General features: G+C 61.5%; 22 protein-coding genes and 1 pseudogene. 14 read left to right on the plus strand and 9 right to left on the minus strand.

What is annotated here, in order from left to right; all coding sequences use genetic code 11:
• The first annotated feature begins 222 nt into the window (after positions 1–222).
• On the plus strand, positions 223–447 hold the full coding sequence (locus N6L25_RS06450) for an addiction module protein (RefSeq protein WP_271978963.1): 225 nt from the start codon (positions 223–225) through the stop codon (positions 445–447).
• Positions 444–671 carry a hypothetical protein gene (locus N6L25_RS06455; RefSeq protein WP_271978965.1) on the plus strand — a complete coding sequence of 76 codons (228 nt, stop codon included), beginning with the start codon at positions 444–446 and terminating at the stop codon, positions 669–671. Before N6L25_RS06450 ends, N6L25_RS06455 begins: the two co-directional genes overlap by 4 nt.
• Positions 672–991: 320 nt before the next feature.
• Here the strand turns inward: N6L25_RS06455 and vapC are convergent, their stop codons facing one another.
• Together vapC and N6L25_RS06465 are read right to left on the minus strand one after the other, a co-directional pair.
• Entirely contained in the window at positions 992–1,393 is a 402-nt protein-coding gene (gene vapC / locus N6L25_RS06460) for a type II toxin-antitoxin system VapC family toxin (RefSeq protein WP_271978966.1), read from the minus strand.
• Positions 1,390–1,584, minus strand: coding sequence for a type II toxin-antitoxin system VapB family antitoxin (locus tag N6L25_RS06465; protein WP_271978967.1), 195 nt, complete (start codon positions 1,582–1,584; stop codon positions 1,390–1,392). Before N6L25_RS06465 ends, vapC begins: the two co-directional genes overlap by 4 nt.
• A 173-nt stretch (positions 1,585–1,757) precedes the next feature.
• On the opposite strand from N6L25_RS06465, the pseudogene N6L25_RS06470 reads away from it, so the two are divergent.
• Together N6L25_RS06470 and N6L25_RS06475 are read left to right on the plus strand one after the other, a co-directional pair.
• Positions 1,758–2,037: pseudogene (locus N6L25_RS06470) on the plus strand (type II toxin-antitoxin system RelE/ParE family toxin).
• A 10-nt stretch (positions 2,038–2,047) separates the two neighbouring features.
• Positions 2,048–2,335 carry a HigA family addiction module antitoxin gene (locus N6L25_RS06475; RefSeq protein WP_271978968.1) on the plus strand — a complete coding sequence of 96 codons (288 nt, stop codon included), beginning with the start codon at positions 2,048–2,050 and terminating at the stop codon, positions 2,333–2,335.
• Positions 2,336–2,446: 111 nt separating this feature from the next.
• Here the strand turns inward: N6L25_RS06475 and N6L25_RS06480 are convergent, their stop codons facing one another.
• On the minus strand, positions 2,447–2,845 hold the full coding sequence (locus N6L25_RS06480; protein WP_271978969.1) for an acyl-CoA thioesterase: 399 nt from the start codon (positions 2,843–2,845) through the stop codon (positions 2,447–2,449).
• Positions 2,846–3,152: 307 nt separating this feature from the next.
• On the opposite strand from N6L25_RS06480, the gene N6L25_RS06485 reads away from it, so the two are divergent.
• The 5 genes from N6L25_RS06485 (at position 3,153) to phoU (ending at position 8,766) form a co-directional block, all read left to right on the plus strand.
• The gene (locus N6L25_RS06485) at positions 3,153–4,211 is read left to right on the plus strand and encodes a substrate-binding domain-containing protein (protein WP_271978970.1); all 1,059 of its coding nucleotides are present in this window, start codon (positions 3,153–3,155) and stop codon (positions 4,209–4,211) included.
• 206 nt (positions 4,212–4,417) lie between these two features.
• A complete protein-coding gene (gene pstC / locus N6L25_RS06490; RefSeq protein WP_271978971.1) occupies positions 4,418–5,806 on the plus strand; it encodes a phosphate ABC transporter permease subunit PstC in 1,389 nt (462 codons plus the stop codon).
• Positions 5,799–7,094, plus strand: coding sequence for a phosphate ABC transporter permease PstA (gene pstA, locus N6L25_RS06495; protein ID WP_271978972.1), 1,296 nt, complete (start codon positions 5,799–5,801; stop codon positions 7,092–7,094). The genes pstC and pstA overlap by 8 nt, the downstream gene beginning before the upstream one ends.
• 10 nt (positions 7,095–7,104) lie before the next feature.
• Positions 7,105–7,998 (plus strand): phosphate ABC transporter ATP-binding protein PstB, encoded by an 894-nt coding sequence (pstB, locus tag N6L25_RS06500; protein ID WP_271978973.1) that lies wholly within the window; start codon positions 7,105–7,107, stop codon positions 7,996–7,998.
• 36 nt (positions 7,999–8,034) lie between these two features.
• Complete coding sequence (phoU, locus tag N6L25_RS06505; protein WP_271978974.1) at positions 8,035–8,766, plus strand: phosphate signaling complex protein PhoU; 732 nt, start codon at positions 8,035–8,037, stop codon at positions 8,764–8,766.
• A gap of 137 nt (positions 8,767–8,903) precedes the next feature.
• Here the strand turns inward: phoU and N6L25_RS06510 are convergent, their stop codons facing one another.
• From N6L25_RS06510 to mnmH, 5 genes are all read right to left on the minus strand, one after another.
• Positions 8,904–9,269, minus strand: coding sequence for a histidine triad nucleotide-binding protein (locus N6L25_RS06510; protein WP_271978975.1), 366 nt, complete (start codon positions 9,267–9,269; stop codon positions 8,904–8,906).
• Between the two features lie 42 nt (positions 9,270–9,311).
• Positions 9,312–10,598: an FAD-dependent monooxygenase gene (locus tag N6L25_RS06515; RefSeq protein WP_271978976.1), complete on the minus strand. Its 1,287-nt coding sequence runs from the start codon at positions 10,596–10,598 to the stop codon at positions 9,312–9,314.
• A 129-nt stretch (positions 10,599–10,727) separates the two neighbouring features.
• On the minus strand, positions 10,728–11,285 hold the full coding sequence (locus tag N6L25_RS06520; protein ID WP_271978977.1) for an aminoacyl-tRNA deacylase: 558 nt from the start codon (positions 11,283–11,285) through the stop codon (positions 10,728–10,730).
• A gap of 360 nt (positions 11,286–11,645) precedes the next feature.
• The gene (locus N6L25_RS06525) at positions 11,646–12,479 is read right to left on the minus strand and encodes a mechanosensitive ion channel family protein (protein ID WP_271978978.1); all 834 of its coding nucleotides are present in this window, start codon (positions 12,477–12,479) and stop codon (positions 11,646–11,648) included.
• A 148-nt stretch (positions 12,480–12,627) separates the two neighbouring features.
• Positions 12,628–13,716, minus strand: a complete 1,089-nt coding sequence (mnmH, locus tag N6L25_RS06530) for a tRNA 2-selenouridine(34) synthase MnmH (RefSeq protein WP_271978979.1) — start codon at positions 13,714–13,716, stop codon at positions 12,628–12,630.
• Between the two features lie 127 nt (positions 13,717–13,843).
• On the opposite strand from mnmH, the gene N6L25_RS06535 reads away from it, so the two are divergent.
• The 3 genes from N6L25_RS06535 to N6L25_RS06545 all read left to right on the plus strand — a co-directional run bounded on the left by N6L25_RS06535 (position 13,844) and on the right by N6L25_RS06545 (position 16,094).
• Positions 13,844–14,494 (plus strand): class I SAM-dependent methyltransferase, encoded by a 651-nt coding sequence (locus N6L25_RS06535; RefSeq protein ID WP_271978980.1) that lies wholly within the window; start codon positions 13,844–13,846, stop codon positions 14,492–14,494.
• A 127-nt stretch (positions 14,495–14,621) separates the two neighbouring features.
• The gene (locus N6L25_RS06540; RefSeq protein ID WP_271978981.1) at positions 14,622–15,098 is read left to right on the plus strand and encodes an NUDIX domain-containing protein; all 477 of its coding nucleotides are present in this window, start codon (positions 14,622–14,624) and stop codon (positions 15,096–15,098) included.
• A 15-nt stretch (positions 15,099–15,113) separates the two neighbouring features.
• Positions 15,114–16,094: a histidine phosphatase family protein gene (locus N6L25_RS06545; protein WP_271978982.1), complete on the plus strand. Its 981-nt coding sequence runs from the start codon at positions 15,114–15,116 to the stop codon at positions 16,092–16,094.
• Between the two features lie 565 nt (positions 16,095–16,659).
• On the opposite strand, the gene N6L25_RS06550 is transcribed toward N6L25_RS06545, so the two are convergent.
• Positions 16,660–17,103: a VanZ family protein gene (locus tag N6L25_RS06550; RefSeq protein WP_271978983.1), complete on the minus strand. Its 444-nt coding sequence runs from the start codon at positions 17,101–17,103 to the stop codon at positions 16,660–16,662.
• A gap of 91 nt (positions 17,104–17,194) precedes the next feature.
• On the opposite strand from N6L25_RS06550, the gene cysZ reads away from it, so the two are divergent.
• Positions 17,195–17,947 carry a sulfate transporter CysZ gene (cysZ, locus tag N6L25_RS06555; RefSeq protein WP_271978984.1) on the plus strand — a complete coding sequence of 251 codons (753 nt, stop codon included), beginning with the start codon at positions 17,195–17,197 and terminating at the stop codon, positions 17,945–17,947.
• Between the two features lie 13 nt (positions 17,948–17,960).
• A complete protein-coding gene (gene rapA, locus N6L25_RS06560) occupies positions 17,961–20,795 on the plus strand; it encodes an RNA polymerase-associated protein RapA (RefSeq protein WP_271978985.1) in 2,835 nt (944 codons plus the stop codon).
• The last annotated feature ends 31 nt before the right edge of the window (positions 20,796–20,826 follow it).

Genomic DNA, 20,826 nt, shown 5'->3' on the forward strand with positions numbered 1-20,826 from the left:
TTTGCGCATTGGGCAGGATAACAGGTAGCGGTTGGGTAATAAGAGCCGTATGAATCGAGAGGTTCACGTACGGTTCTGTGAGAGGCTTTGGGGGCGGTTCCCATTGCCTACTCGACCTCCAAAATTGCCGCAAAGCTTCGCGTTAAAGCGGAAAACCGAGTCGTGGCAGCCGGTACCCATCCGTGTCAAAACTGGGAGACAAGGGAACGAGAGGTTTCTTGCATGAATCTCCAGAAAATTGAAGACTTGGCGCTCCACCTTCCGAAAGAGGAGCGGGCCAAGTTGATCCAGCGACTGGTATTGAGCCTGGAGTCTCCGTCAGAAGAAGAGCTCAGGTCAGATTGGCTACTTGAGGCCCGAAGAAGGGGCGAAGAGCTCGACAGTGGCTCAGTTCAGGCCGTGTCTGGTGAGGATGTTATGAGGAAGGCTCGAGCTCTGATCAAATGAACTATTCTTTTCACCCGGCAGCGGAAGCCGAGATCCTGGAATCAGTTGGTTATTACGAGTCAAAAGTTCCGGGATTGGGTGGTGCCTTGATAGAGGAATTTGAGGCCCTTGCCAATTTAATTGGCGAGTCACCGAAAGCCTGGCAGGTCGAGTTGTCGCCAGATATTCGTAGAGCGCCCCCTTCACAGATTTCCGCTATCGATCGTTTACCGAGAAAAGCCTGATGGCTTTCAAGTTCTGGCTGTTGCCCATGACCGGCGACGTCTGCAGTACTGGCTTGGCGGGCGTTAACAATCGGGTCAGGTTCACATTAACGACCGCCTGAATACGATCCAGCTATTAGAGTAGAAAATAATAATTAACCGGCTCATGAAATGTGTGAGGCTTGCCGGGGTCAATTACCTATTCCCCTATGGCGATTCACACGAACAACGCCGCGCATCGGCTCTCGTAGCCCAAGAGAAGAGCCACGGATACCGGTTATTGTGAGAGCAAATGATGGCGCTCAAATGATTCCATGGCGAAGCGCTCTAGCTAATTTCTGTTATGCCTCTTTCAGAGCAGGCTCAAGCTCAAGGTGATCAACAAAAGGGATAAAGTCGCGATCCAGGAACAGCAGAGGTAGCTCCTTTTCTATGCAGAACGTCGCGATAATCACATCGGCAGTTTTTCTGATCGTGATGCCCCTTTTGCGAAGCGCGCGATAATTGTCAGCGCATTTGACCGCCATATCTTTGTTTAACATTTCATATTGATTCAGCGCCAGTAGGCTTTGTTTGGTCTGACGGTATTGCCTGTCGTTGCGGATGCCTTGAAGGATTTCCAAAAAGATGAGGTCGCCAATAGCGACTGACCCTTGGACTATCGAGGCATCCAGCAAGTCAGTGTGCGGGTTATTGGCTCCATTGAAATAGTCGATCCAGACGCTGGTATCCACCAGTATCATCCGGCGCTCCGCATTTCATCCAGGTTGCCTTCCCACTTGATTTTGCCTCGCAGCTTTCGAATCTCTTGCTGCTTGCTAAGCTGGACCAGAAGTTTCAGCCCTTGCTCAACGGCCTCCTTTTTGGTTTTGTAGCCGGAGGCCTTGAGGGCTTCGGCCATCAACTGGTCGTCAATGACGATGTTCGTTCTCATGTGTCACCTATGTGTATGGTTGTCTGCCTCTATACACAATCTAGCACTTGGGGGAGAACGCATCAATCGGCTGCACAGCGACCGATTTTCAGCAGCTTCGCACCTCCAAGCTGGGGCGTGAGTCGGGCGTTGGGCATTTTGACACCTGATACGTTCCGGGTTGCGCTCAAGGGATGATACGAAGCTTCAAACACAAGGGCTTAGCCAAATTTTTCAAGTCCGGCAGCACCGCAGGGATTCAGGCCGCTCACGCAAAAAAGGCTTCGGCTTATTCTCGGTAGATTAAATGTAGCGTCGGATGCCAAAGACATGGACTTGCCAGGCCTTCGATTGCACGAGCTCTCCGGTAATCGCGTCGGCATCAGGTCCGTCACCGTCAGCGGTAATTGGCGGGTGACCTTCCGATTCGAAGATGGAGATGCCGAGATTGTGAACTACGAAGATTATCACTGAGGTACTGTCAATGTTGATGCACAACCCTCCCCACCCTGGTGAAGTATTGCGAGAGCTTTGTCTTGAGCCACTCGGTCTTACAGTCACCGCTGCAGCAGAGGCATTGGGCGTTAGCCGCAAGACTCTGAGTGCCGTGTTAAACGGCAAAGCCGGTATCAACCCCGAGATGGCGATCCGGCTCTCTATAGCTTTTGATACCTCCGCAGAGAGCTGGCTGAATCAGCAGGCCCAGTATGAGCTCTGGCATGCTGAGAAACATCGCAAAGAGCTCAACGTTAAGAGGCTTGTTGCGGCCTAAGACAGCAGAAATCCAAGATATACGCCGAATGCCAGAACTTCCGCTTCGCTATGGATGCGTCACGGGTGCTGAAGACGGTCAGGGCGCAAGTCTGAGCCGCAGTTGCGCCGTCTACTGCTCCGGCACTTCCCGGATGCGGCCGTGCTCGTCGATGGCGACGTAGACGAACAGCGCTTCGGTGACCTTGCGCTGGCGCTTGGCGTTGCGGTCCAGGGTCCACACTTCCACCTGTATCTTCATGGAGCTGCGGCCAATGTCTTGCAGCTCGCAGTAGCAGCTCACCTGGGAGCCTACCCGCAGCGGCGCCAGAAACTCCATCCGGTCGATGGCCACGGTGGCGTTGCGGCCCAGGGAGATCCGCCCGGCCACGGTGGCGGCGGCCAGGTCCATTTGCTTGACCAGCCAGCCGGCGTAGACGTCGCCGTTGGCGTTGGTGTCGGCGGGCAGGGGCACGACCTGCAGCGTCAGCTCGCCTCTGGGAACTGGTTTGTCGTCGTCGAGATTGCTCATGGAGTTAGGCCTCTGATTTTTTAATGTTGTTGCCGGGCTGCCCGGTTGTTCTTGATTGCATGTTAATGGCCGCTGCCCGGGTAGCAAGAAAAAAGTGTGACTACCCAGAGGGTGTCCTATATTTCATTATTTCAGTTTCTGTAACAAAGCTGTCACACAGGCTGCGTATTCTCCAACCATCGGCTCAAACGTGCCGTTTTGTCTGCGGGTCAAGGTTTGGCGTTTCGGGGTGCAACCGGACGGGATCTGGCTCGATCAGCACGCTAAAAGCAGCTCAACAAGCTCATGTGAATGATGGAGACGTAACGTGATTAAACTGAAAGCAGCTCTCGCCAGTGTTGCCGTTGCCGGTGCCCTGGCTACCGTATCTGCCCCGACCCTGGCTCGTGACACCATCAACATTGTTGGTTCTTCCACCGTTTATCCGTTCGCAACCGTGGTGGCAGAGCGTTTCGGTCGCAACACCAGCTTCCCGACGCCGAAGCTGGAATCCACCGGTTCCGGCGGCGGTCTGAAGCTGTTCTGTGCCGGCATCGGTACTCAGCACCCGGACATCACCAACGCCTCCCGCCGCATGAAGTCCAGCGAGTATGAGCTGTGCCAGAGCAACGGCGTGGATGAGATCGTCGAAGTGAAAATCGGCAGCGACGGCATCGTGCTGGCCAGCTCACGCGAAGCCGAGAATCTGGACGTGACCCTGCGCCACCTGTTCCTGGCGCTGGCCAAGGAAGTGCCGAACCCGGACGGCAGCGAGGAACTGGTTGCCAACCCCTACCAGAACTGGAGTGACATCGACGCCAGCCTGCCCAACAAGCCGATTCGTGTGATGGGGCCGCCACCGACTTCCGGTACCCGCGATGCCTTTAACGAGCTGGCCCTGGAAGGCGGTTGCAAGACCTACTCCTGGATCAAGGCGATCAAGAGTGAAGACAAGTCCGCCTACAAGTCGATTTGCCACAGCATCCGTGAAGACGGTGCCTTCGTGGAAGCCGGTGAGAACGACAACCTGATCGTACAGAAGCTGACCGCCGACACCAATGCCTACGGTATCTTCGGCTACAGCTTCCTGGAAGAGAACTCCGGTACCCTGCAGGCGGCGACCGTCAACGGTTTCGAGCCGACCATGGACAACATCAGCAGCGACCAGTACCCAGTGGCCCGTTCGCTGTGGTTCTACGTCAAGAAGGCCCATGTGGGAGTGGTTCCGGGTATCCAGGAGTACGTGTCCGAGTTCGCCAGCGAAGGTGCCTGGGGTGATAACGGCTACCTGGCCGATGTTGGCCTGATCCCGCTGGATCGTGCCACGCGGATGGAGGCTTCTCGCCACGCCGGCGCCCTGGAAATCATGACCGGCGACGAGCTGTAAGCGTCTGTGCAGGTCAGGATGACTGAAAAGTGCGGGACCCGGTCCCGTGCTTTTTTGCGTCTGTAACAAAAGGCCTGAGAATAGTGGGCGATCAAGCTACACTTTCGACTTTCATTCGAGGGCTTGCGTCCGTCCTCAGCGTCAGCTGAGTGCCAGGCGCCGCTAGAAATAGCCAGAAACAGATAGCTAGAAACTAGAGAGAAACCATGCAACCGGCCAATCTATTCCCACTGATCGTGGTTCTGGTCGCCATCGCGTTTGCCTTGGGCTATGCGCGGTCGAGGGCCCTGGCGGCCCCACTGGGCGGCATCCGGAACCTGAAATCCCTGCCTTTCTATTACGCCGCCCGGGCGGCCATGTGGTGTGGCCTGCCGGCGCTGGTGGTGCTGGCCTGCTGGCTCGGCTTCGAAGGCAAGGTAATCCAGACCCTGGTGGTGGGCGGCCTGCCCCCGGAGCTGCAGCCGGATTCCGCCGGCAAGGCCAGTCTGGTGCTGTCGCAGATCAGTAACGTGGCCTCGGGCGCGTTGTCGGCGGATTTCGTGCCGCCGGCGGTGGCTGAGGCGGCGACGCGGCTGACCGAATTGCGCCAAAGCAGTCAGCTGCTGATGACCCTGCTGGTGGTGGCCATCGCGGTGCTGGGCGGTTTCCTGGCCTGGTTGCGCATTGCGCCCCACATCAACGCCCGGGAAAAGTTTGAGACCACCCTGCGGCGGATCTTTTTTGCCTGCGCCGCGGTGGCCATTTTGACCACCGTGGGCATCGTGTTCTCGGTGATCTTCGAGACCATCCGTTTCTTTGGCAAGGTGCCCATTACCGAATTCCTGTTTGGCAGCAGCTGGAGTCCGCAAACCGCCATTCGGGCCGACCAGGTCGGAGCCGAGGGTGCCTTCGGCATGATCCCGCTGTTTGTCGGCACCCTGCTGATTTCGGTGATTGCCATGGTGGTGGCGGTGCCGGTGGGTCTGCTGTCCGCCATCTACCTGTCGGAGTATGCCAGCAAGCGCATGCGAGGCATCGTCAAGCCGCTGCTGGAAATGCTGGCGGGGGTGCCGACGGTAGTGTACGGCTTTTTTGCCGCCCTCACCGTGGCGCCGTTTATCAGCGATCTGGCCAAGGTGCTGGGGCTGGAGGCCTCGGCCGAGAGCGCTTTGGCGGCGGGCCTGGTGATGGGCATCATGATCATCCCGTTCGTGTCGTCGTTGTCGGACGACGTGATCAATGCGGTTCCGCAGTCGCTCCGGGACGGTTCCCTGGCCCTGGGCGCCACCCAGTCCGAGACCATGAAGAAGGTCATCTTCCCGGCGGCGTTGCCGGGTATTATGGGCGGCATCCTGCTGGCGGTGTCCCGCGCCATTGGCGAAACCATGATTGTGGTGATGGCTGCAGGGCTGGCGGCCAATCTCACCGCCAATCCACTGGATGCGGTGACCACGGTGACGGTCCAGATTGTGACACTGCTGGTCGGTGACCAGGAATTCGACAGCGCCAAGACGCTGGCCGCCTTCGCCCTCGGCATGATGTTGTTCATCGTGACCCTGGCGCTGAACATCATCGCCCTTCATGTGGTTCGGAAATATCGGGAACAGTATGACTAAGCCAATCTCCCAGACCCCTTCCGGGTCTCAGGCGGAACGGGTCCGCCAATCGCTCAAGCGCCGTTACCGCAAGGAAATGCGCTTCCGTGCGTATGGCATCGCAGCCATCGCCGTAGCTTTGTTCGCGCTGGTGGTGCTGTTCGCCGACATCATCGGCAAGGGCTACACCGGTTTCCTGAAAACCACGGTAACCCTGGAGGTGACGTTCGATTCGGAACTGATGTATCTGGACGACCCGACCGATGCCGTCGCCTTGCGCAACGCCGATTACCTCGCCCCGCTGATGGCCGCGCTCAAACGGCAGCTGCCGGAGGTTTCGGGCCGTCAGCAGGAGCGGGCGCTGAAAGGGCTGCTCAGCAGCTACGCGGCCAGCGACCTGAGGGACGCGGTGGAAGCGGACCCATCGGTGATGGGCACAACCCGGAAAATGACCTTTCTGGCCAGCGATGACGTGGATGTGTTCGTCAAGCACCGGGGTGATACCAGCTACTCCATCAAGCTGTCCGAGCAACAGCAGCAGTGGACCTTATCGCTGCTGGAGCGCAGTGTGATCGAGACCTCCTTTAACGACGTGTTCTTCAGCCATGGCGACAGTCGCGAGCCGGGTAACGCCGGGGTGTTGGGGGCGATGGTCGGTTCGCTGCTGACCATGATGGTGACCCTGTTCCTGTCCTTCCCGATCGGGGTGGCGGCGGCCATCTATCTGGAGGAATTCGCGCCCCAGAACCGTTTCACCGACTTTATCGAGGTCAACATCAACAACTTGGCGGCGGTACCGTCAATCATCTTCGGCCTGCTGGGCCTGGCGATCTTCATCAACCTGTTCGGTATGCCCCGTTCGGTGCCGGTGGTCGGTGGCCTGGTGCTGATGCTGATGACCCTGCCCACCATCATCATTTCCAGCCGGGCCGCCATTAAGAGTGTGCCGCCGTCCATTCGCGAGGCCGCCGAGGGCATTGGTGCGTCCAAGATGCAGGTGGTGCTGCACCATGTGCTGCCACTGGCGTTGCCGGGTATGCTCACCGGCTCGATCATTGGCATGGCGCAGGCCCTGGGCGAAACCGCGCCGTTGCTGTTGATTGGTATGGTGGCCTTTATTGTGGACGTGCCGAGTGGGTTTTTCGACTCGGCCACGGTGTTGCCGGTCCAGATCTTCCTGTGGGCGGGCAGCCCGGAACTGGGCTTTATTGAACGCGCGTCAGCGGCCATTATGGTGCTGCTGGCCTTTCTGATCAGTATGAATGCATTGGCCATCTGGCTCCGCAAACGTCTCGAACGCCGGTGGTGAGGAGAATCCCATGAACAGCATGAACCCGAGTCTCAGTAACGAAAACGTCCAACGGGATACCGCGGAGCCAGTGCCCGTGGATGCCCGGGAGCAGCCGGCGGAGAGCGTCATCGAATACGGCAAGACCGTGGGTACACCGTTTTCCGACAAGCCCAAGTTTTCCCTGCGCGACGTCGAGGTCTACTACGGCGACAGCCCGGCCATCAAGGGCATCAGCCTGGACATCGCCAAGAATGAGGTCATTGCCTTTATCGGTCCGTCCGGATGCGGCAAGTCCACCTTCCTCCGTTGCCTCAACCGGATGAACGACAGCATCGACATCTGCCGGGTCAAGGGGCAGCTGGAGCTGGACGGCCAGGACCTGTACGACCCCAAGCGTGACGTGGTGGAGCTGCGGGCGCGAGTGGGTATGGTGTTCCAGAAGCCCAACCCGTTCCCCAAGTCGATCTACGACAACGTCGCCTATGGCCCGCGCATTCACGGTCTGGCCAATCGTAAGTCCGAGCTGGACGACATCGTCGAGAACAGCCTGCGTAAGGCGGGGCTGTGGAACGAGGTGAAAGACCGCCTGGATGCCCCCGCTACCGGCATGTCTGGCGGCCAGCAGCAGCGCCTGTGCATCGCCCGTACCATCGCCGTCAGCCCGGAGGTGGTGCTGATGGACGAACCCTGTTCGGCGTTGGACCCGATCGCGACCGCGCGCGTGGAAGAGCTGATTGCCGAGCTGTCGGAAAGCTACACCATCATCATCGTGACCCATTCCATGCAGCAGGCGGCGCGGGTGTCGGATCGTACCGCCTATTTCCATCTCGGCCACCTGGTGGAAGTGAACGAGACCAACAAGGTGTTCACCACGCCCGAGCACGAATTGACGGAATCTTACATCACCGGACGTTTCGGTTAACCGCGCCCGTTGACAGCATAAAGGAGAACAAGACTTATGCCGCATAAGAAGGACGACGTATACGGTGATCACATTTCCCATCAGTTCAACGAGGAACTGGCGGAGCTCAAGACCGAATTCCTGAAAATGGGGGGGCTGGTTGAACAGCAACTGAACGATGCCGTTCAGGCCCTGGTCGAGAGCGACAGCCAGCTGGCCGACGAAGTTCGAGGCCGGGACAAGGCAGTCGATCAGATGGAAGTGGACATCGACGAGGAAGCCACCCGGGTGATCGCCCGTCGCCAGCCGACCGCCCGCGACCTGCGCCTGGTGGTGTCGGTGATCAAGATGGTGGCGGACCTGGAGCGGGTCGGTGACGAAGCCAAGAAGATCGCCAAGTTCGCCATCGGTCTGGCGGAAGAGGGTAAGGCACCTCGGGGCTACGTGGAGGTGCGTCACATCGGTAACCATGTTGCCGGCATGTTGCACGATGCCCTCGACGCCTTCGCCCGTCTCGATTCCGAGCAGGCCCTGCTGGTGATGAAAGAGGACAAGCGGGTCGATGAGGAGTATCAGGCCGCTACCCGCAGCCTGCTGACCTTCATGATGGAAGACACCCGCAACATCTCCCGCTGCATGTCGGTGATGTGGGTGCTGCGGGCGCTGGAGCGAGTCGGCGACCACGCTTGCAACCTGGCGGAAAACGTCATCTTCATGGTCAAGGGCGAGGACGTCCGCCACACCTCCATGGAAGAGGCGGAGCGGGTGGTTGGTCACACCCGGCGCTGATTGCATCCGGGCTGTGCCAAAGCCACAAAAAAAACCGGTCTGGCGCTTGCCGACCGGTTTTTTTGTGGCCGTTTCCCTGGACTGGCAATCGGTGTGAAGCCTGTCCCCGGCGGGCCGCCGGCTGTGCGGCGCCGGACTTACGCCTGCTTCATGCGGTCGGTGTAGGGCGGCCAGCCGAAGGGCTTGCCGGCGAGCAGGTGCAGGTGCAGGTGAAACACGGTTTGGCCGGCATTGGCGCCACAGTTCATCACCGTGCGGTAGCCGTCGTCGTCGAAGCCCATCTCCTTGGCCAGCTTGGCCGCGACGACAAAGAGGTGCCCCACCAGTTCGCGGTCGTCCGGCCCCAGGTCGTTGATGGTGGCAATGGCTTTCTTGGGAATCAGCAGCAGGTGTACCGGGGCCTGGGGGTTGATGTCGCGGAAGGCCAGGCTGAGATCGTCCTCGTACACGATGTCGGCGGGGATCTCGCGGTTGATGATCTTGCTGAACAGAGTCTCTGACATGGCGGGTATCCTTGCGAGTGGTGAGTGGCCGACTGGCGCCGATTAGCGCGGCCCGAAACCGGGTAGCCGGTTGGCCAGGGTCTGCACCAGGGGCGGCAGCGTGTCCTCGATCCCCATAGCGTACCGCGCCACCCGATTTTTGGCGAACGGCATTGCCTGGGCCAGGCCGAGCCCGAGGTTGCGGGCCAGGTGAAGCGGCGGAATCCGGTTGCTGAACAGATGGTAGAACAGGTCCATGGCCAGCATCATGCGACGATTGGCGGGTCGGCGCAGGCGTTCATAGCGTTCAAGCCAGTGCGGTGTCGCCGGGTCGAGTCCGGCGCGCCGGCATTCCTGCAGCAGCTGTTGCAGGCAGTCGGCGTCCTGGAAGCCCAGGTTGACGCCCTGGCCGGCCAGCGGATTGAGCGTGTGGGCGGCGTCCCCCACCAGTACCACCCGGTCCTGCTGGTAGTGGTTGGCGTGCTGGCGGGCGATGGGGAAACTGGCGCGGCCATCGACGTGGGTCAATGGTGGCAGGTCGCCGGGAAAGGCGTCTTGCACGGTGGCCAGGAATTCCTCGGGGGCCAGCGCCTTGAGGCCGGCCAGGGTATCCGGATGGTCGTACCACACCAGCGACGCCCAGCTTTCACCGGGATGGGACCCGGCGGCATGCAGCGGCAGGAAGGCGCGGGGGCCGCTGGGGTGGAACGCCTGCCAGGTGATGTCGGTCACCGGGCCCCGATAGCGCACCGACGCCACCAGCGCCTGTTGCGCGTACTGATCCCGCGTGGTGCCGATGCCGGCCAGGGTGCGGACCCGCGACTGGGCGCCGTCGGCGCCGATCACCAGCTGGCCGTGCAGCTCGCTGCCGTCGCTCAGGGTGATGGTGGCCCGGTCTGGCTGCGACTGTAAGCTGGCGATGCCCTGGCCGACCAGCAAGGTGATGTTGTCCTGGTCTTGCGCGAGTTGCCATAGCGCGTGTTGGGTGACCCGGTTCTCCACGATGTGGCCAAGATGGCTGGTGTCGAGCCCGCTGGCGTCAAACTCGGTCCGGGCCTGGGGTAGCAGCCGTTGCATGGGATGGGGGGTGGCGTCCCACACGGCCAGACGGCGATAAGGGGTCATGCGCATAGCGGCGATGCCCGCCCAGGCGCCCAGCTGGCGCAGGTAACGCTCGCTGCCGACGCTGAGCGCGGACACCCGCAGGTCTGGCGTGGCGCCAGGGTCGAAGCGGTCGGCATCTACCCGGTCGATCAGCGCAACGCGGTAGCCAGTTTGGGCCAGGCCGCAGGCGAGGGCGGCGCCCACCATGCCGGCACCGACCACCAGGATGTCATAGGACTGTGTCATACAAGGGCTTCCTGTCGGAAGAGAGGGTGCGAAAGCACGGACGCTTTCACCCCGTCTCCTGAGGGCCCCAGTTTACGCGATGGAGCGATTCAGACAAGCGTGCCCGGTTGTCGAAATCGGCCTGCGGACTCAGTATCCGGCCATGCCGGTGGTGCGGTTGCCCGTGCCGAGCTGGCGAGGTTTTCGGCTCTTCTTGAGCCAGGAAGGTTTCTGGGTGCCGGGCTTGGTGAAGCCCTGGTCGATCACCACCGGGTGTACCAGGTTCAGGAAGTCGGCGGTTTTCATGTGAATCGATTCGGTGTGACTGCCGGCGGCAAAGGCCAGTTCTGGCTGGTCGGTGAGGGCTTCGCAGCAGTAGACGGACATGTCGAACAGGTGGCCGAAGGGGGGCATGGCGCCCACCTCGCAGTCCGGGAAGCGGTCCTGGAATTCCCGTTCATCGGCGAGGTCGACAAAGTCGGTGTCGAGTACGTTGCTCAGCCGGTCCCAGCGTATCCGCCAGGTGGCGGGCATCACCAGCATGGCCATTTTGCCATCGAGTTCGATGATGACGGTCTTGACCACTCGATCACCGGCGATCTGAACGTGATGGGCCAGCTCCTGGGCAGTAAACGCGGGAGGGTGGGGCAGGCACATGTATTCGACATCGGCCTGATCGAGAAAGTTCTTCAACTGCTGTACCGGCATAGTGACAACCTCCTACCAGCAATGACAGCTTACCGGCCTGCGTCCCGGGGGACGTCTGCCCGTGCGCCAGGACTTTGGCCCAAGGGGCCAACTTCCTTACCGGTCAGCTTAGCTGAGCCTGACAGGAATGCGAGGGGTTTTAACGCGGAATTGCGAAATACCTCCCAAGCGGAAATAGTTGGTAACAAAGGTGTAACAAGGTGGTCGCGAGGGGGTGGTGAGAAGGTGGTGAGAAGGTGATGAGGCGGGGGCTGAGGGGGTGATCAAAGGGTGGCGAGACGGTGACTGGAGGGCAACGAGAGGATAGCCGCGGGGCGCTGGAACTGGCCGGAACGCAGGACGCGACCCGGCCGGTCGGCGTTAGTCGGCCTTGTACAGGTGCACGTCGCGCTGCGGGAACGGGATGGAGATACCTTCGGCGTCGAAGGCGACCTTGACGCTCTCCTGCATGTCGAAGTAGAACGGCCAGTAGTCGGAAGCCTTCAGCCAGACCCGAACGGTGAAGTCCACCGAGCTTTCGCCCAGGCCGCCCACCACCACCATCGCTTCGGGGTCCTTCAGGGCACGCGGGTCGGCGTCGATCAGCCGCTGGATGATGGCTTTGGCCTTGCCGATGTCGTCGCCGTAGCCAATGCCGAAGCTCATGTCGCAGCGACGGGTGTCGTAGGCGCTGAGGTTGATCAGGCTGGCATTGGACAGGTTGCCGTTGGGGATCACGATACGGCGGTTATCGAAGGTGTTGAGAATGGTGTAGAGGATCTGGATCTCGACCACGGTGCCCAGATAGCCCTGGGCCTCGATCACATCGCCAACCCGGAACGGTTTGAAGATCAGGATCAGCACGCCGCCGGCAAAGTTCGCCAGGCTGCCCTGCAGCGCCAAGCCGACCGCCAGACCGGCGGCACCCATAACGGCAATGAACGAGGTGGTGGCAATGCCCACCATCGAGGCCACCGAGATCAGCAGCAGGATTTTCAGTGTGACGCTGATCAGCCCACAGAGGAACTTGCTGAGGGTGGGGTCCTTGGCGGTCAGCCGGGTTTCAAGCACGCCCACCAGGCGTTTGATCAGCCACAGCCCGATCAACAGCGTGACCAGTGCCAGCACCACCTTGGGCGCGTAGGCCATGATCATGGCCAGGGCTTGGTCCATTAACTCAGACGCTTTTCCATTCGCGCCGAACAGATCGTCCATATAAGGCTCCTTGATTGTTGGTTGTTGATTCCTGTCACGGGTAAGGCTCCCTAGGTTATAGCAGAGAAGGGGACTTGCCATGTAGTTAAGGTGACACGTTAAAGGCCGATAATGCCTTGATCCAAGGTCTATTTATCCTGATTGGCGATTATCCCCGGCTCCAGGCCACAAGGTCGTCGGCGCTGCCCCGCACCACCACCCGGCCTTCCTTCTGGCTCAGTTGGTAGTCGTACATGGGGTCGTAGTAGTCGGTCAGCAGTGCCTCGATCCAGGCGTCGTGGCCGCTGGGGTCGCCGTACGCCTGCTGTTGCTGCAGGGCGGTCTCCATGGTTTTGCGCAACTGCTGGTGGCGCTCGCCTCCCAGCCGCTTGCGGATGCGATCCAACGCGCTCAGCAGATAGTCCTCGAAGTTCGCCCAGCCGGCCTGTTGGCCGTCGCGGTCCCGGTACTGTGCCAGCATGGTCTCGACATAGTCCTCGCGGATGATGGCAATCCGCTGCGCCAGCGGACGTTCCAGAATCATCAGTTGGGCCGTCGCCATGCGTTCGCGGAAGGCCTCGGGCAGGGCGCAGCGGCCGATCAGGCGGCTTTCGTCTTCCAGATACAGCGGGCCGCCGTGTTGATGGCTGGCCTTGAGCATGGCCACCGCCAGGGCATTCTCGAAATCGATTTGAGATGGCTGCGGGGTGACCTGGCGGCCAAAGCTGGAGCCGCGATGGTTGGCCAGTGCCTCCAGATCCACCGGGTTGGGCAGCCGGTGCAGCACCCGGGTCTTGCCGGTGCCGGTGCGACCGCTGAGGATACGGAATTCGGTGCGCTGGACCAGGTCTTCCAGTTGGTCGATCAGGAACCGGCGCAGGGCCTTGTAGCCGCCGGTGACCAGGGGGTAGTCAATGCCGGCGTCTCGCAGCCATTGCTGGGTCAGCCGTGAGCGCAGGCCGCCGCGAAAGCAGTACAGGTAGCCGTCGGGGTGCTGCAGGGTGAACCGCTTCCAAGCGGCGATGCGCTCGGCCTTGATGTCCCCGGCCACCAACTGGTGCCCCAGTTCGATGGCTTGCTGCTGGCCCTTGGCCTTGTAGCAGATGCCCACCCGGTGGCGCTCGTCGTCGTTCATCAGGGGGGCGTTGCAGCTGTTGGGGAAGCTGCCGCGTTGGTATTCCACCGGCGCCCGTACATCCATCAAAGGAATGTCGTTGAGGAACAGCTCCAGGTAGTTGTCGGTATCCGCTCTGGCCATCGCCACGCACTCGTTGTCGAAAACAGGCGTGCAGTATACCGAACCCCGGCCGTGGTAAGCCAAAATGGGTGCCTCCGGGAGGGCGGCGGTTTAGAATGGCCAATTTGTACCGCAGCCAGGGCCCGTCATGTCGCCGCAGCAGCTCAATCGCTACCTCCAGCAAACGCTCCCCCACGGTCGGGTGGCAGAAACCCGTCCGGGCGGTTGCCCGGCCATTAGCCTGTATCTGTTTGATCCTGAGGTCCTCGAAGGGCCACTGAGTCACGATGAGGCCCAGGCGGTGGTGGATGAGCCAGCCTACTGGTCCTTCTGCTGGGCCAGCGGTCAGGTGCTGGCGGCCTGGATTCTGGATCACCCGGAACGGGTGGCCGGCAAGCGGGTGCTGGATTTCGGCAGCGGCTCCGGGGTGGTGGCCATTGCGGCGGCCCTGGCCGGGGCCCGGGAAGTCATTGCCTGCGACCTGGATACCGCGGCCCTGGATGCCGCCCAGGCCAATGCCGCACTCAACGGTGTCACGTTGCAGCGGTGCGAGGACTGGTATCGGCGGCCCTCGGAGCTGGATGTCATCACCGCGGCGGATGTGCTCTACGATCCAGACAACCGGCATTTTCTGGCGGAGTTCCGGGCCGCGGCGCCGTCGGTGCTGCTGGCGGATTCGCGGGTGAAGGTGTTGGGGGATGAGGCCTATGCCCGCCAAGCCGTCATCGAAGGGAGGACCTGGCCGGACCTGAATGAATTTGAGGAATTCAACCGCGTCAGGATCTATCACGCTGGTTAATGAAGCTGGCGTCGGCGTCGCTGACATCTTAGTGTAAGAAGATTCGATTTAGTGTAAGCACCACCCAACGTGTGTGCGCACATTCATGCTTTATAAGACCTCTGTGAAGGAGGCCGTCGGACCCTATATGACACAGCTGCACCCGGATATCCGCAATACCGCCAGGGCCTTGATTGTTCGAGACGGCTCCGTGCTGTTACTGCGTAAATGCAGCCCGGACCAGGGGGAGTACTACACCTTGCCGGGGGGCGGCCAGTACACCGGCGAGACCCTGGAGCAGACCGTGGCCAGGGAATGTCTGGAAGAGATCGACACCGAAGTGTGGCTGCGGGATTTGCTGTGGGTGGCGGATTACTTCCGCAGTCGCTCCACCAATCGCCACGTCATCGAAATGGTGTTTCTTTGTGACGTACCGCCGGGCTATGAGCCCCGCAATGGCTGTCGGCCTGACCTTCATCAACTCGATGTCTGCTGGATACGGATTTGCGACCTGGATCGCCATGCCCTGGCAGAACCCTACCTGGCGTCCGCAATGGCCAGCTATCGCGGCCAGCCATCCTCGCCGACCTATCTGGGGTGCTTCCGTGATCCCGCGTTTGCCTGAGGGAAATCTGCCGGGATGAAGGGGGACTTTCGGGAACTGTTGCTGCTTCGGCATGGCAAGTCTGATTGGCGTCACCCGCTGTCGGATATCGAGCGGCCGTTGAAAAAGCGCGGGCGGCAAGGCGCGCAGCGAATTGGCGCCTGGCTGCAACAGGCCGAGTTATGGCCCGACTTGATCCTCTGCTCGCCGGCGGATCGTGCCCGGCAAACCGCCGAGCTGTGTTGCAAGGTCCTGGGGAACCCGGGCAGAGGAATTCAGATCGACAGGGAGCTGTACCTTGCCGATGCTGATGCCCTGCTGCGGGTGCTGGCGCGGGTGCCGGATGAGTGTCGACGGGTGTTGCTGGTGGGGCACAATCCCGGTTTGGAAACGCTGTTGCGTGAGCTGGCCAGCACGGCACCCACGGTGCCGGCTGACGGCAAGCTACTCGCCACCGCCACCCTGGCTCAGCTGAGCCTTCCCGGTGCCAGCTGGCGGGCCCTTCCGAAGGGGCGCGGCGAGCTGGTGGCGCTGGTTCGCGCCAGCGCGCTGGCGCACCGGTTCCCGTTTCCCCACGCCGGCGAGCGCCAGGAATGGCGGCCGCGACCCGCCTACTACTATCACCAGGCCGCCGCCATTCCCTACCGGTTTCAAGATGGCCGCCTGGAGGTACTGCTGACCGGCTGCCGCAAGGGCGAGCGCTGGCGGCTTCCCCAAGGCAAGGTCGAGCCGGGGTGCAGCGAAATGGCCACCGCCTGCCGCCAGGCCCGAGTCCAGGGCGGCGTGGTCGGTGAGGTCAACCTGCCCTGCCTGGGCTATTTCCGCCGCGAAAAGTGGGGCGCGGACTGCGACGTTGCTGTCTACGGGGTGGAGGTGCACCAGGTGCTGGATGGCGACAACTGGATTGCGGCCGATCGGGCACGCGAGTGGCTGGCGGCGACGCCGGCCAGCCAATGGGTCCAGCCGCCAGAGGTGGGACGGCTGATCAGCAAGTTGGCGCGTGTGCTGGCCGGATGAGCCCGCCAACGTCGGGCGCAGCGCCGAACCGCTGCGTTCTCATTGCCGGTACGGGGTGCTCTGTGGTTGTGACGCCTCGGCGGTGATGCGGTTCGCGTCGCTCAGCGGCAGCCTGCCAGGCTATCCAGCCTGTTGGTGGTGTTGGAAGCTCGCGGCGGAAGGCGATGAACCAAAAAAAGGGCAACCCCTTGGGGTTGCCCTTGTGTCGGAACAGGTCGTCGCTTCCCTGCGCACATGCGACTATCCTGTCGCGTTATGTTGTCCTGATGCCAGCTCCGTGGCGCCGGCGTCCTAGCCAGCGATCCGAATTTATCCCTTAAGCTCGGCGTCCGTATCTCCCTGCTTCTCTCCGCATCCCGTTGCAGAGGTGCTTCCCAGCGGCGTCCTTTTCCCTGTCATCCTTGACGAGTCCACTATAGCAATCCGACCGTGATGATTTTGTGACAGTGTCGTAGTTATATCGGCCGGATTGCAGAGGGCGTTGATAAAGGGTATAAAAATCAGTTGATTAAAATGGTTTGCTGGCGAAGTGCTCGGCCTGCGCACGCAACTTTGACGAAAAATCTCACCGCTTTGTGAGAGATCTCGCACACTGGCGCTGGTGATTGTCGCACTGGTCGGGGCTGCCGGCTGCGAGGGCCTGCCAGCGCCGCAACAGCGGCCACAGCATCAGGCCCAGCAGGATCCCGACGCCATCCGCCAGCATATCCGCGCCGGAAAATTCCCGGTGGTCGAGCTGGCTCTGGATCAGTTCGATGGCAACGCCGTAGCTGGCCAGGGCAATCACCACCGGTAGCCGACGGGCCCCGGGCCAGCCCAGACGCGCCAGCAAGGTCAGTTCGAGAAACGCCAGCAGATGATTGAGCTTGTCACTCGGGGTGGCCGGCAGCGGGTAGGGCGAGCTGGTGGTGGCGAGATACAGGATGGCGACCACCGACAGGGCCAACGCGAAACGCCAGAAGCGCGGTTGGTCGATCAGCTTTGCCAGCGGCAACATCATGGTTTTCATAGGCGTTCAGGCTGTTGGCTCAGGCGTATCATGATATGCTTTGCGCCCCGTTACTGTCACTGCGGCAATCACCAGCGGAGCACCTGACACCATGTTCAAAGGCAACTTTTTCCACGGCCTGGGTTATCTGGCGGAGGGGTTCCGGCTGATCCGGCAGCCGGGCCTGCGGCTGTTCGTCATCATTCCCCTGTGCCTCAATATTCTTTTGTTTGCCCTGCTTTTTTACCTGCTCGCCGAATTCTTTGCCATGCTGATTGCCACTGCCATGGGCTGGTTGCCGGATTGGGCCTGGCTGCAGAGCCTGGACTGGCTGTTCTGGATTCTGTACGGCGCGGTGATCCTGCTGATGCTGGCCTACGGTTTTGTGATCGTCGCCAATCTGATCGGCTCGCCGTTCTACGGTTATCTGGCTGAGCTGACCGAGAAACTGCTGACCGGGGAAGACTTGGGCGTGGACGGCGGCTGGAGCCAGCTCATCAAGGACATTCCCCACGCCCTGTGGCGGGAGGTGCAAAAAATCATGTACTACCTGCCGCGGGCGCTCGGCCTGTTCATTCTCGGCCTGATCCCGGTCGTCAACCTGGTGGCGGCGCTACTGTGGTTCCTGTTCAACTGTTGGATGATGGCGCTGCAGTACGTCGACTACCCGGCGGACAACAACCGGGTGAGTTTCCCGCTGCTGCGGCAACAGCTGGCCCAACGCCGGCTGTCGGCGTTGGGCTTTGGCTTGCCGGTGGCCCTCGCGGCGATGGTGCCGGTGCTTAACCTGTTCGTGGTGCCCGCAGCCGTCTGCGGCGCCACCGCCTTCTGGGTGCGAGAATCCCGCTTACCGTTAACGCAATAATTTCGGAGGTTTTTTGGATACGTCAGATTTTGTCATAGGACAGCGCTGGGTCAGTCATAGCGATACCGGCCTGGGCCTTGGGATCGTCACTGATGTTTCCGGTCGTCGGGTCACCCTGGGGTTTCCGGCGGCAGATGAAGAGCGTACCTACGCCATCGACAACGCCCCCCTGGCGCGGGTGGTGTTTCAGATTGGCGAACATATTGAGACCTTCGACGGCGAACGCTTTACGGTGCGGGCGGTGGAAGATCTGGGCGGGGTCGTGTTGTACCACGCCGATGACGGCAACGGCGAGTTGCAGCAGCTTTCAGAGGTCAAGCTCAGCAGTTCGGTGAACTTCTCTGCCCCCCAGCAACGGCTGTTTGCCGGCCAGTTCGACCGCAACGGTGCCTTTCGCCTGCGAGTGGCGGCGATGCAGCATCTCGAACGGCTGAGGTCGTCGCCGGCCCAGGGCCTGATCGGTGCCCGTACCCAGCACCTGCCGCATCAGATTCACATCGCCCACGAAGTGGCGCGCCGATTCGCGCCACGGGTACTGCTGGCCGACGAAGTGGGGCTGGGCAAAACCATTGAGGCGGGGCTGATCCTGCACTACCAGCTGCACAGCGAAAGGGCACGCCGGGTGCTGCTTGTGGTGCCCGATTCCCTGGTGCACCAGTGGCTGGTGGAAATGCTGAGGCGTTTCAACCTGCGCTTCGCCATTGTCGATCATAACCACTACAGCGCCGACTATGACGGTGACGATCCGGTGCTGGAAGAGCGGGGGAATCCGTTCGAGGCCGAACAGCTGGTGCTGTGTAGCCTGGATTTTCTGACCCGAAACCGGACCGCGCAAACCGATGCCGAAGCCGCCGGCTGGGATCTGCTGGTGGTGGACGAGGCCCACCATCTGGCCTGGAGCCCGGACGGGGCGAGTGCCGAATACCAGGTGATCGAACGTCTGGCAGAGCTGACCCGCGGCCTGCTGCTGCTGACCGCCACCCCGGAGCAGGTGGGTGTGGCCAGTCATTTTGCCCGCCTGCGGCTGCTGGACCCGGCCCGTTTTCACGACCTGGAGGCGTTTCGCCAGCAGGAACAGGATTACGAGCGGATCAATCAGGTGGTTCGGACCCTGTTGGCTCAGCCGGGTGCTCCCGGTGACGTCGAGCAGGCGGTGCTGCGGACCTGGTTGGGGGCTGAGCTGGACACCATGTTGCAGGCCGAGGATCCGGTGATCACCATTGTTGATGCCCTGCTCGACCGTCACGGGACCGGCCGGGTGCTGTTCCGCAATACCCGGGCCGCCATTCAGGGCTTTCCCGAGCGGCGGCCGGAGCCGGTCGAGCTGCCGTGCCCGGAACTCTATCGTGATCGCCTCCAGGGATGCGTGGGGCTTACCCCCGAGTGTGGCTTGGCGGCTGAAGACTGGCTTGCCGCCGACCCCCGGGTGGCCTGGCTGGAGCAGACCCTGACCTCGCTCAAACGGGAGAAGGTGGTGGTGATCTGCGCCCACGCCGAAACCGCCATGGCCCTGGAATACCATCTCCAGCTGCGGGCCGGTATCCGCAGCGCGGCGTTTCACGAACACCTGAGCCTGGTGGAACGGGACCGGGCGGCGGCCTATTTCGCGGAGAGCGAGCAGGGCGCACAGGCGCTGATCTGTTCGGAGATCGGCAGTGAGGGGCGCAACTTCCAGTTCGCCCACCACCTGATCCTGTTCGATCTGCCGGTGAACCCGGATCTGCTGGAACAGCGGATCGGCCGCCTCGATCGTATCGGCCAGACCGAAACCATCCATATCCACCTGCCTTATCTGGCGGGTGGCGCCCAGGAACAGCAGTACCGCTGGTTCCATGAAGGTCTCAATGCGTTTGCACAAAGCTGTGCGGTCGGTGTTGCGGTGAAGGATAAGCTGGCTGAGGAGTGGCAGGCGGTACTGGACGGAGAAGGGGACCGCGACGCGCTGATCGCCCGCACCCGGGACGAAGCCGACCGGCTCCGGGCGCTGCTGCAGAACGGTCGCGATGCGCTGATCGAGCTCAATTCCTGCCGCCGTGACCAGGCGCAGGCGTTGATTGCGGCGATCGAGGCGGAAGAGGCGGAAGCGCCGGTGCGGGAATTCATGATGGAGGCCTGCGACATCCTCGGTGTCGATGTGGAGGACCACTCCGAGCACGCCGACGTGCTGCGGCCCAGCGAACAGCGCCACACCGGTCATGTGCCGGACCTGCCGGAGGATGGCCTGACCGTGACCTGGGACCGGCAACAGGCTTTGGAGCGCGAAGACATGGCCTTCATGAGCTGGGAACACCCGCTGGTGACCGGCGTGATGGAGTCGGTCACCAGCACCGATCTCGGCAAGGCGGCGTTGGCCAGCCTCTCGGTCAAGGGGCTGCCACCCGGCACCCTGATGCTGGAGGCGCTGTTCACCGTGCACTGCCCGGCCCCGCAGGCCTTGCAGTTGTCCCGCTATTTGCCGTTGTCGCCGCTGCGATTGCTGGTGGATGTCTCGGGGCGGGATTTGTCGGCGGCGTTACCCCATGAGCGGCTCAACGACCTGTGTTCCAACATCCGTCGCCGCACTGCCCAGGCGGTGGTGCCCAAGATCCGTGCCGAAGTGGAAACCATGGTGGATCACGCCGAGACCCTGGCCGATAACCAGCTTGAGCCCTTGCGTGACGCTGCGTTGGCGCGGGTGCGGGCGTTCTTCAATCCGGAAATCGATCGCCTCAGGGCGTTGCAGCGGACCAACCCCGCCATCCGTGCCGAGGAAATCGATTTCTTCGAAGCGCAACTGGCCGCCAGCGAGCAGGCCGTGGGGCGGGCTTCGCTGGCATTGGAAGGCATTCGGGTGATTGTCACCTCGTGAGTTGACGGCAACGGCCTGGCGAGTAACCATC

It is taken from the genome of Marinobacter sp. SS21 (assembly GCF_028369065.1).
Taxonomy (GTDB): Bacteria; Pseudomonadota; Gammaproteobacteria; order Pseudomonadales; family Oleiphilaceae; genus Marinobacter.

Coding starts and splice junctions, on each gene's coding strand:
- N6L25_RS06520 (WP_271978977.1), bottom strand. CDS start 11,285: ATGCCGGTACAGCAGTTGAAGAACTTTCTCGATCAGGCCGATGTCGAA.
- N6L25_RS06510 (WP_271978975.1), bottom strand. CDS start 9,269: ATGTCAGAGACTCTGTTCAGCAAGATCATCAACCGCGAGATCCCCGCC.
- N6L25_RS06450 (WP_271978963.1), top strand. CDS start 223: ATGAATCTCCAGAAAATTGAAGACTTGGCGCTCCACCTTCCGAAAGAG.
- N6L25_RS06475 (WP_271978968.1), top strand. CDS start 2,048: ATGTTGATGCACAACCCTCCCCACCCTGGTGAAGTATTGCGAGAGCTT.
- N6L25_RS06550 (WP_271978983.1), bottom strand. CDS start 17,103: ATGAAAACCATGATGTTGCCGCTGGCAAAGCTGATCGACCAACCGCGC.
- N6L25_RS06465 (WP_271978967.1), bottom strand. CDS start 1,584: ATGAGAACGAACATCGTCATTGACGACCAGTTGATGGCCGAAGCCCTC.
- pstA (WP_271978972.1), top strand. CDS start 5,799: ATGACTAAGCCAATCTCCCAGACCCCTTCCGGGTCTCAGGCGGAACGG.
- N6L25_RS06535 (WP_271978980.1), top strand. CDS start 13,844: ATGTCGCCGCAGCAGCTCAATCGCTACCTCCAGCAAACGCTCCCCCAC.
- N6L25_RS06545 (WP_271978982.1), top strand. CDS start 15,114: ATGAAGGGGGACTTTCGGGAACTGTTGCTGCTTCGGCATGGCAAGTCT.
- vapC (WP_271978966.1), bottom strand. CDS start 1,393: ATGATACTGGTGGATACCAGCGTCTGGATCGACTATTTCAATGGAGCC.
- N6L25_RS06515 (WP_271978976.1), bottom strand. CDS start 10,598: ATGACACAGTCCTATGACATCCTGGTGGTCGGTGCCGGCATGGTGGGC.
- phoU (WP_271978974.1), top strand. CDS start 8,035: ATGCCGCATAAGAAGGACGACGTATACGGTGATCACATTTCCCATCAG.
- pstC (WP_271978971.1), top strand. CDS start 4,418: ATGCAACCGGCCAATCTATTCCCACTGATCGTGGTTCTGGTCGCCATC.
- N6L25_RS06540 (WP_271978981.1), top strand. CDS start 14,622: ATGACACAGCTGCACCCGGATATCCGCAATACCGCCAGGGCCTTGATT.
- N6L25_RS06455 (WP_271978965.1), top strand. CDS start 444: ATGAACTATTCTTTTCACCCGGCAGCGGAAGCCGAGATCCTGGAATCA.
- cysZ (WP_271978984.1), top strand. CDS start 17,195: ATGTTCAAAGGCAACTTTTTCCACGGCCTGGGTTATCTGGCGGAGGGG.
- pstB (WP_271978973.1), top strand. CDS start 7,105: ATGAACAGCATGAACCCGAGTCTCAGTAACGAAAACGTCCAACGGGAT.
- N6L25_RS06480 (WP_271978969.1), bottom strand. CDS start 2,845: ATGAGCAATCTCGACGACGACAAACCAGTTCCCAGAGGCGAGCTGACG.
- N6L25_RS06525 (WP_271978978.1), bottom strand. CDS start 12,479: ATGGACGATCTGTTCGGCGCGAATGGAAAAGCGTCTGAGTTAATGGAC.
- mnmH (WP_271978979.1), bottom strand. CDS start 13,716: ATGGCCAGAGCGGATACCGACAACTACCTGGAGCTGTTCCTCAACGAC.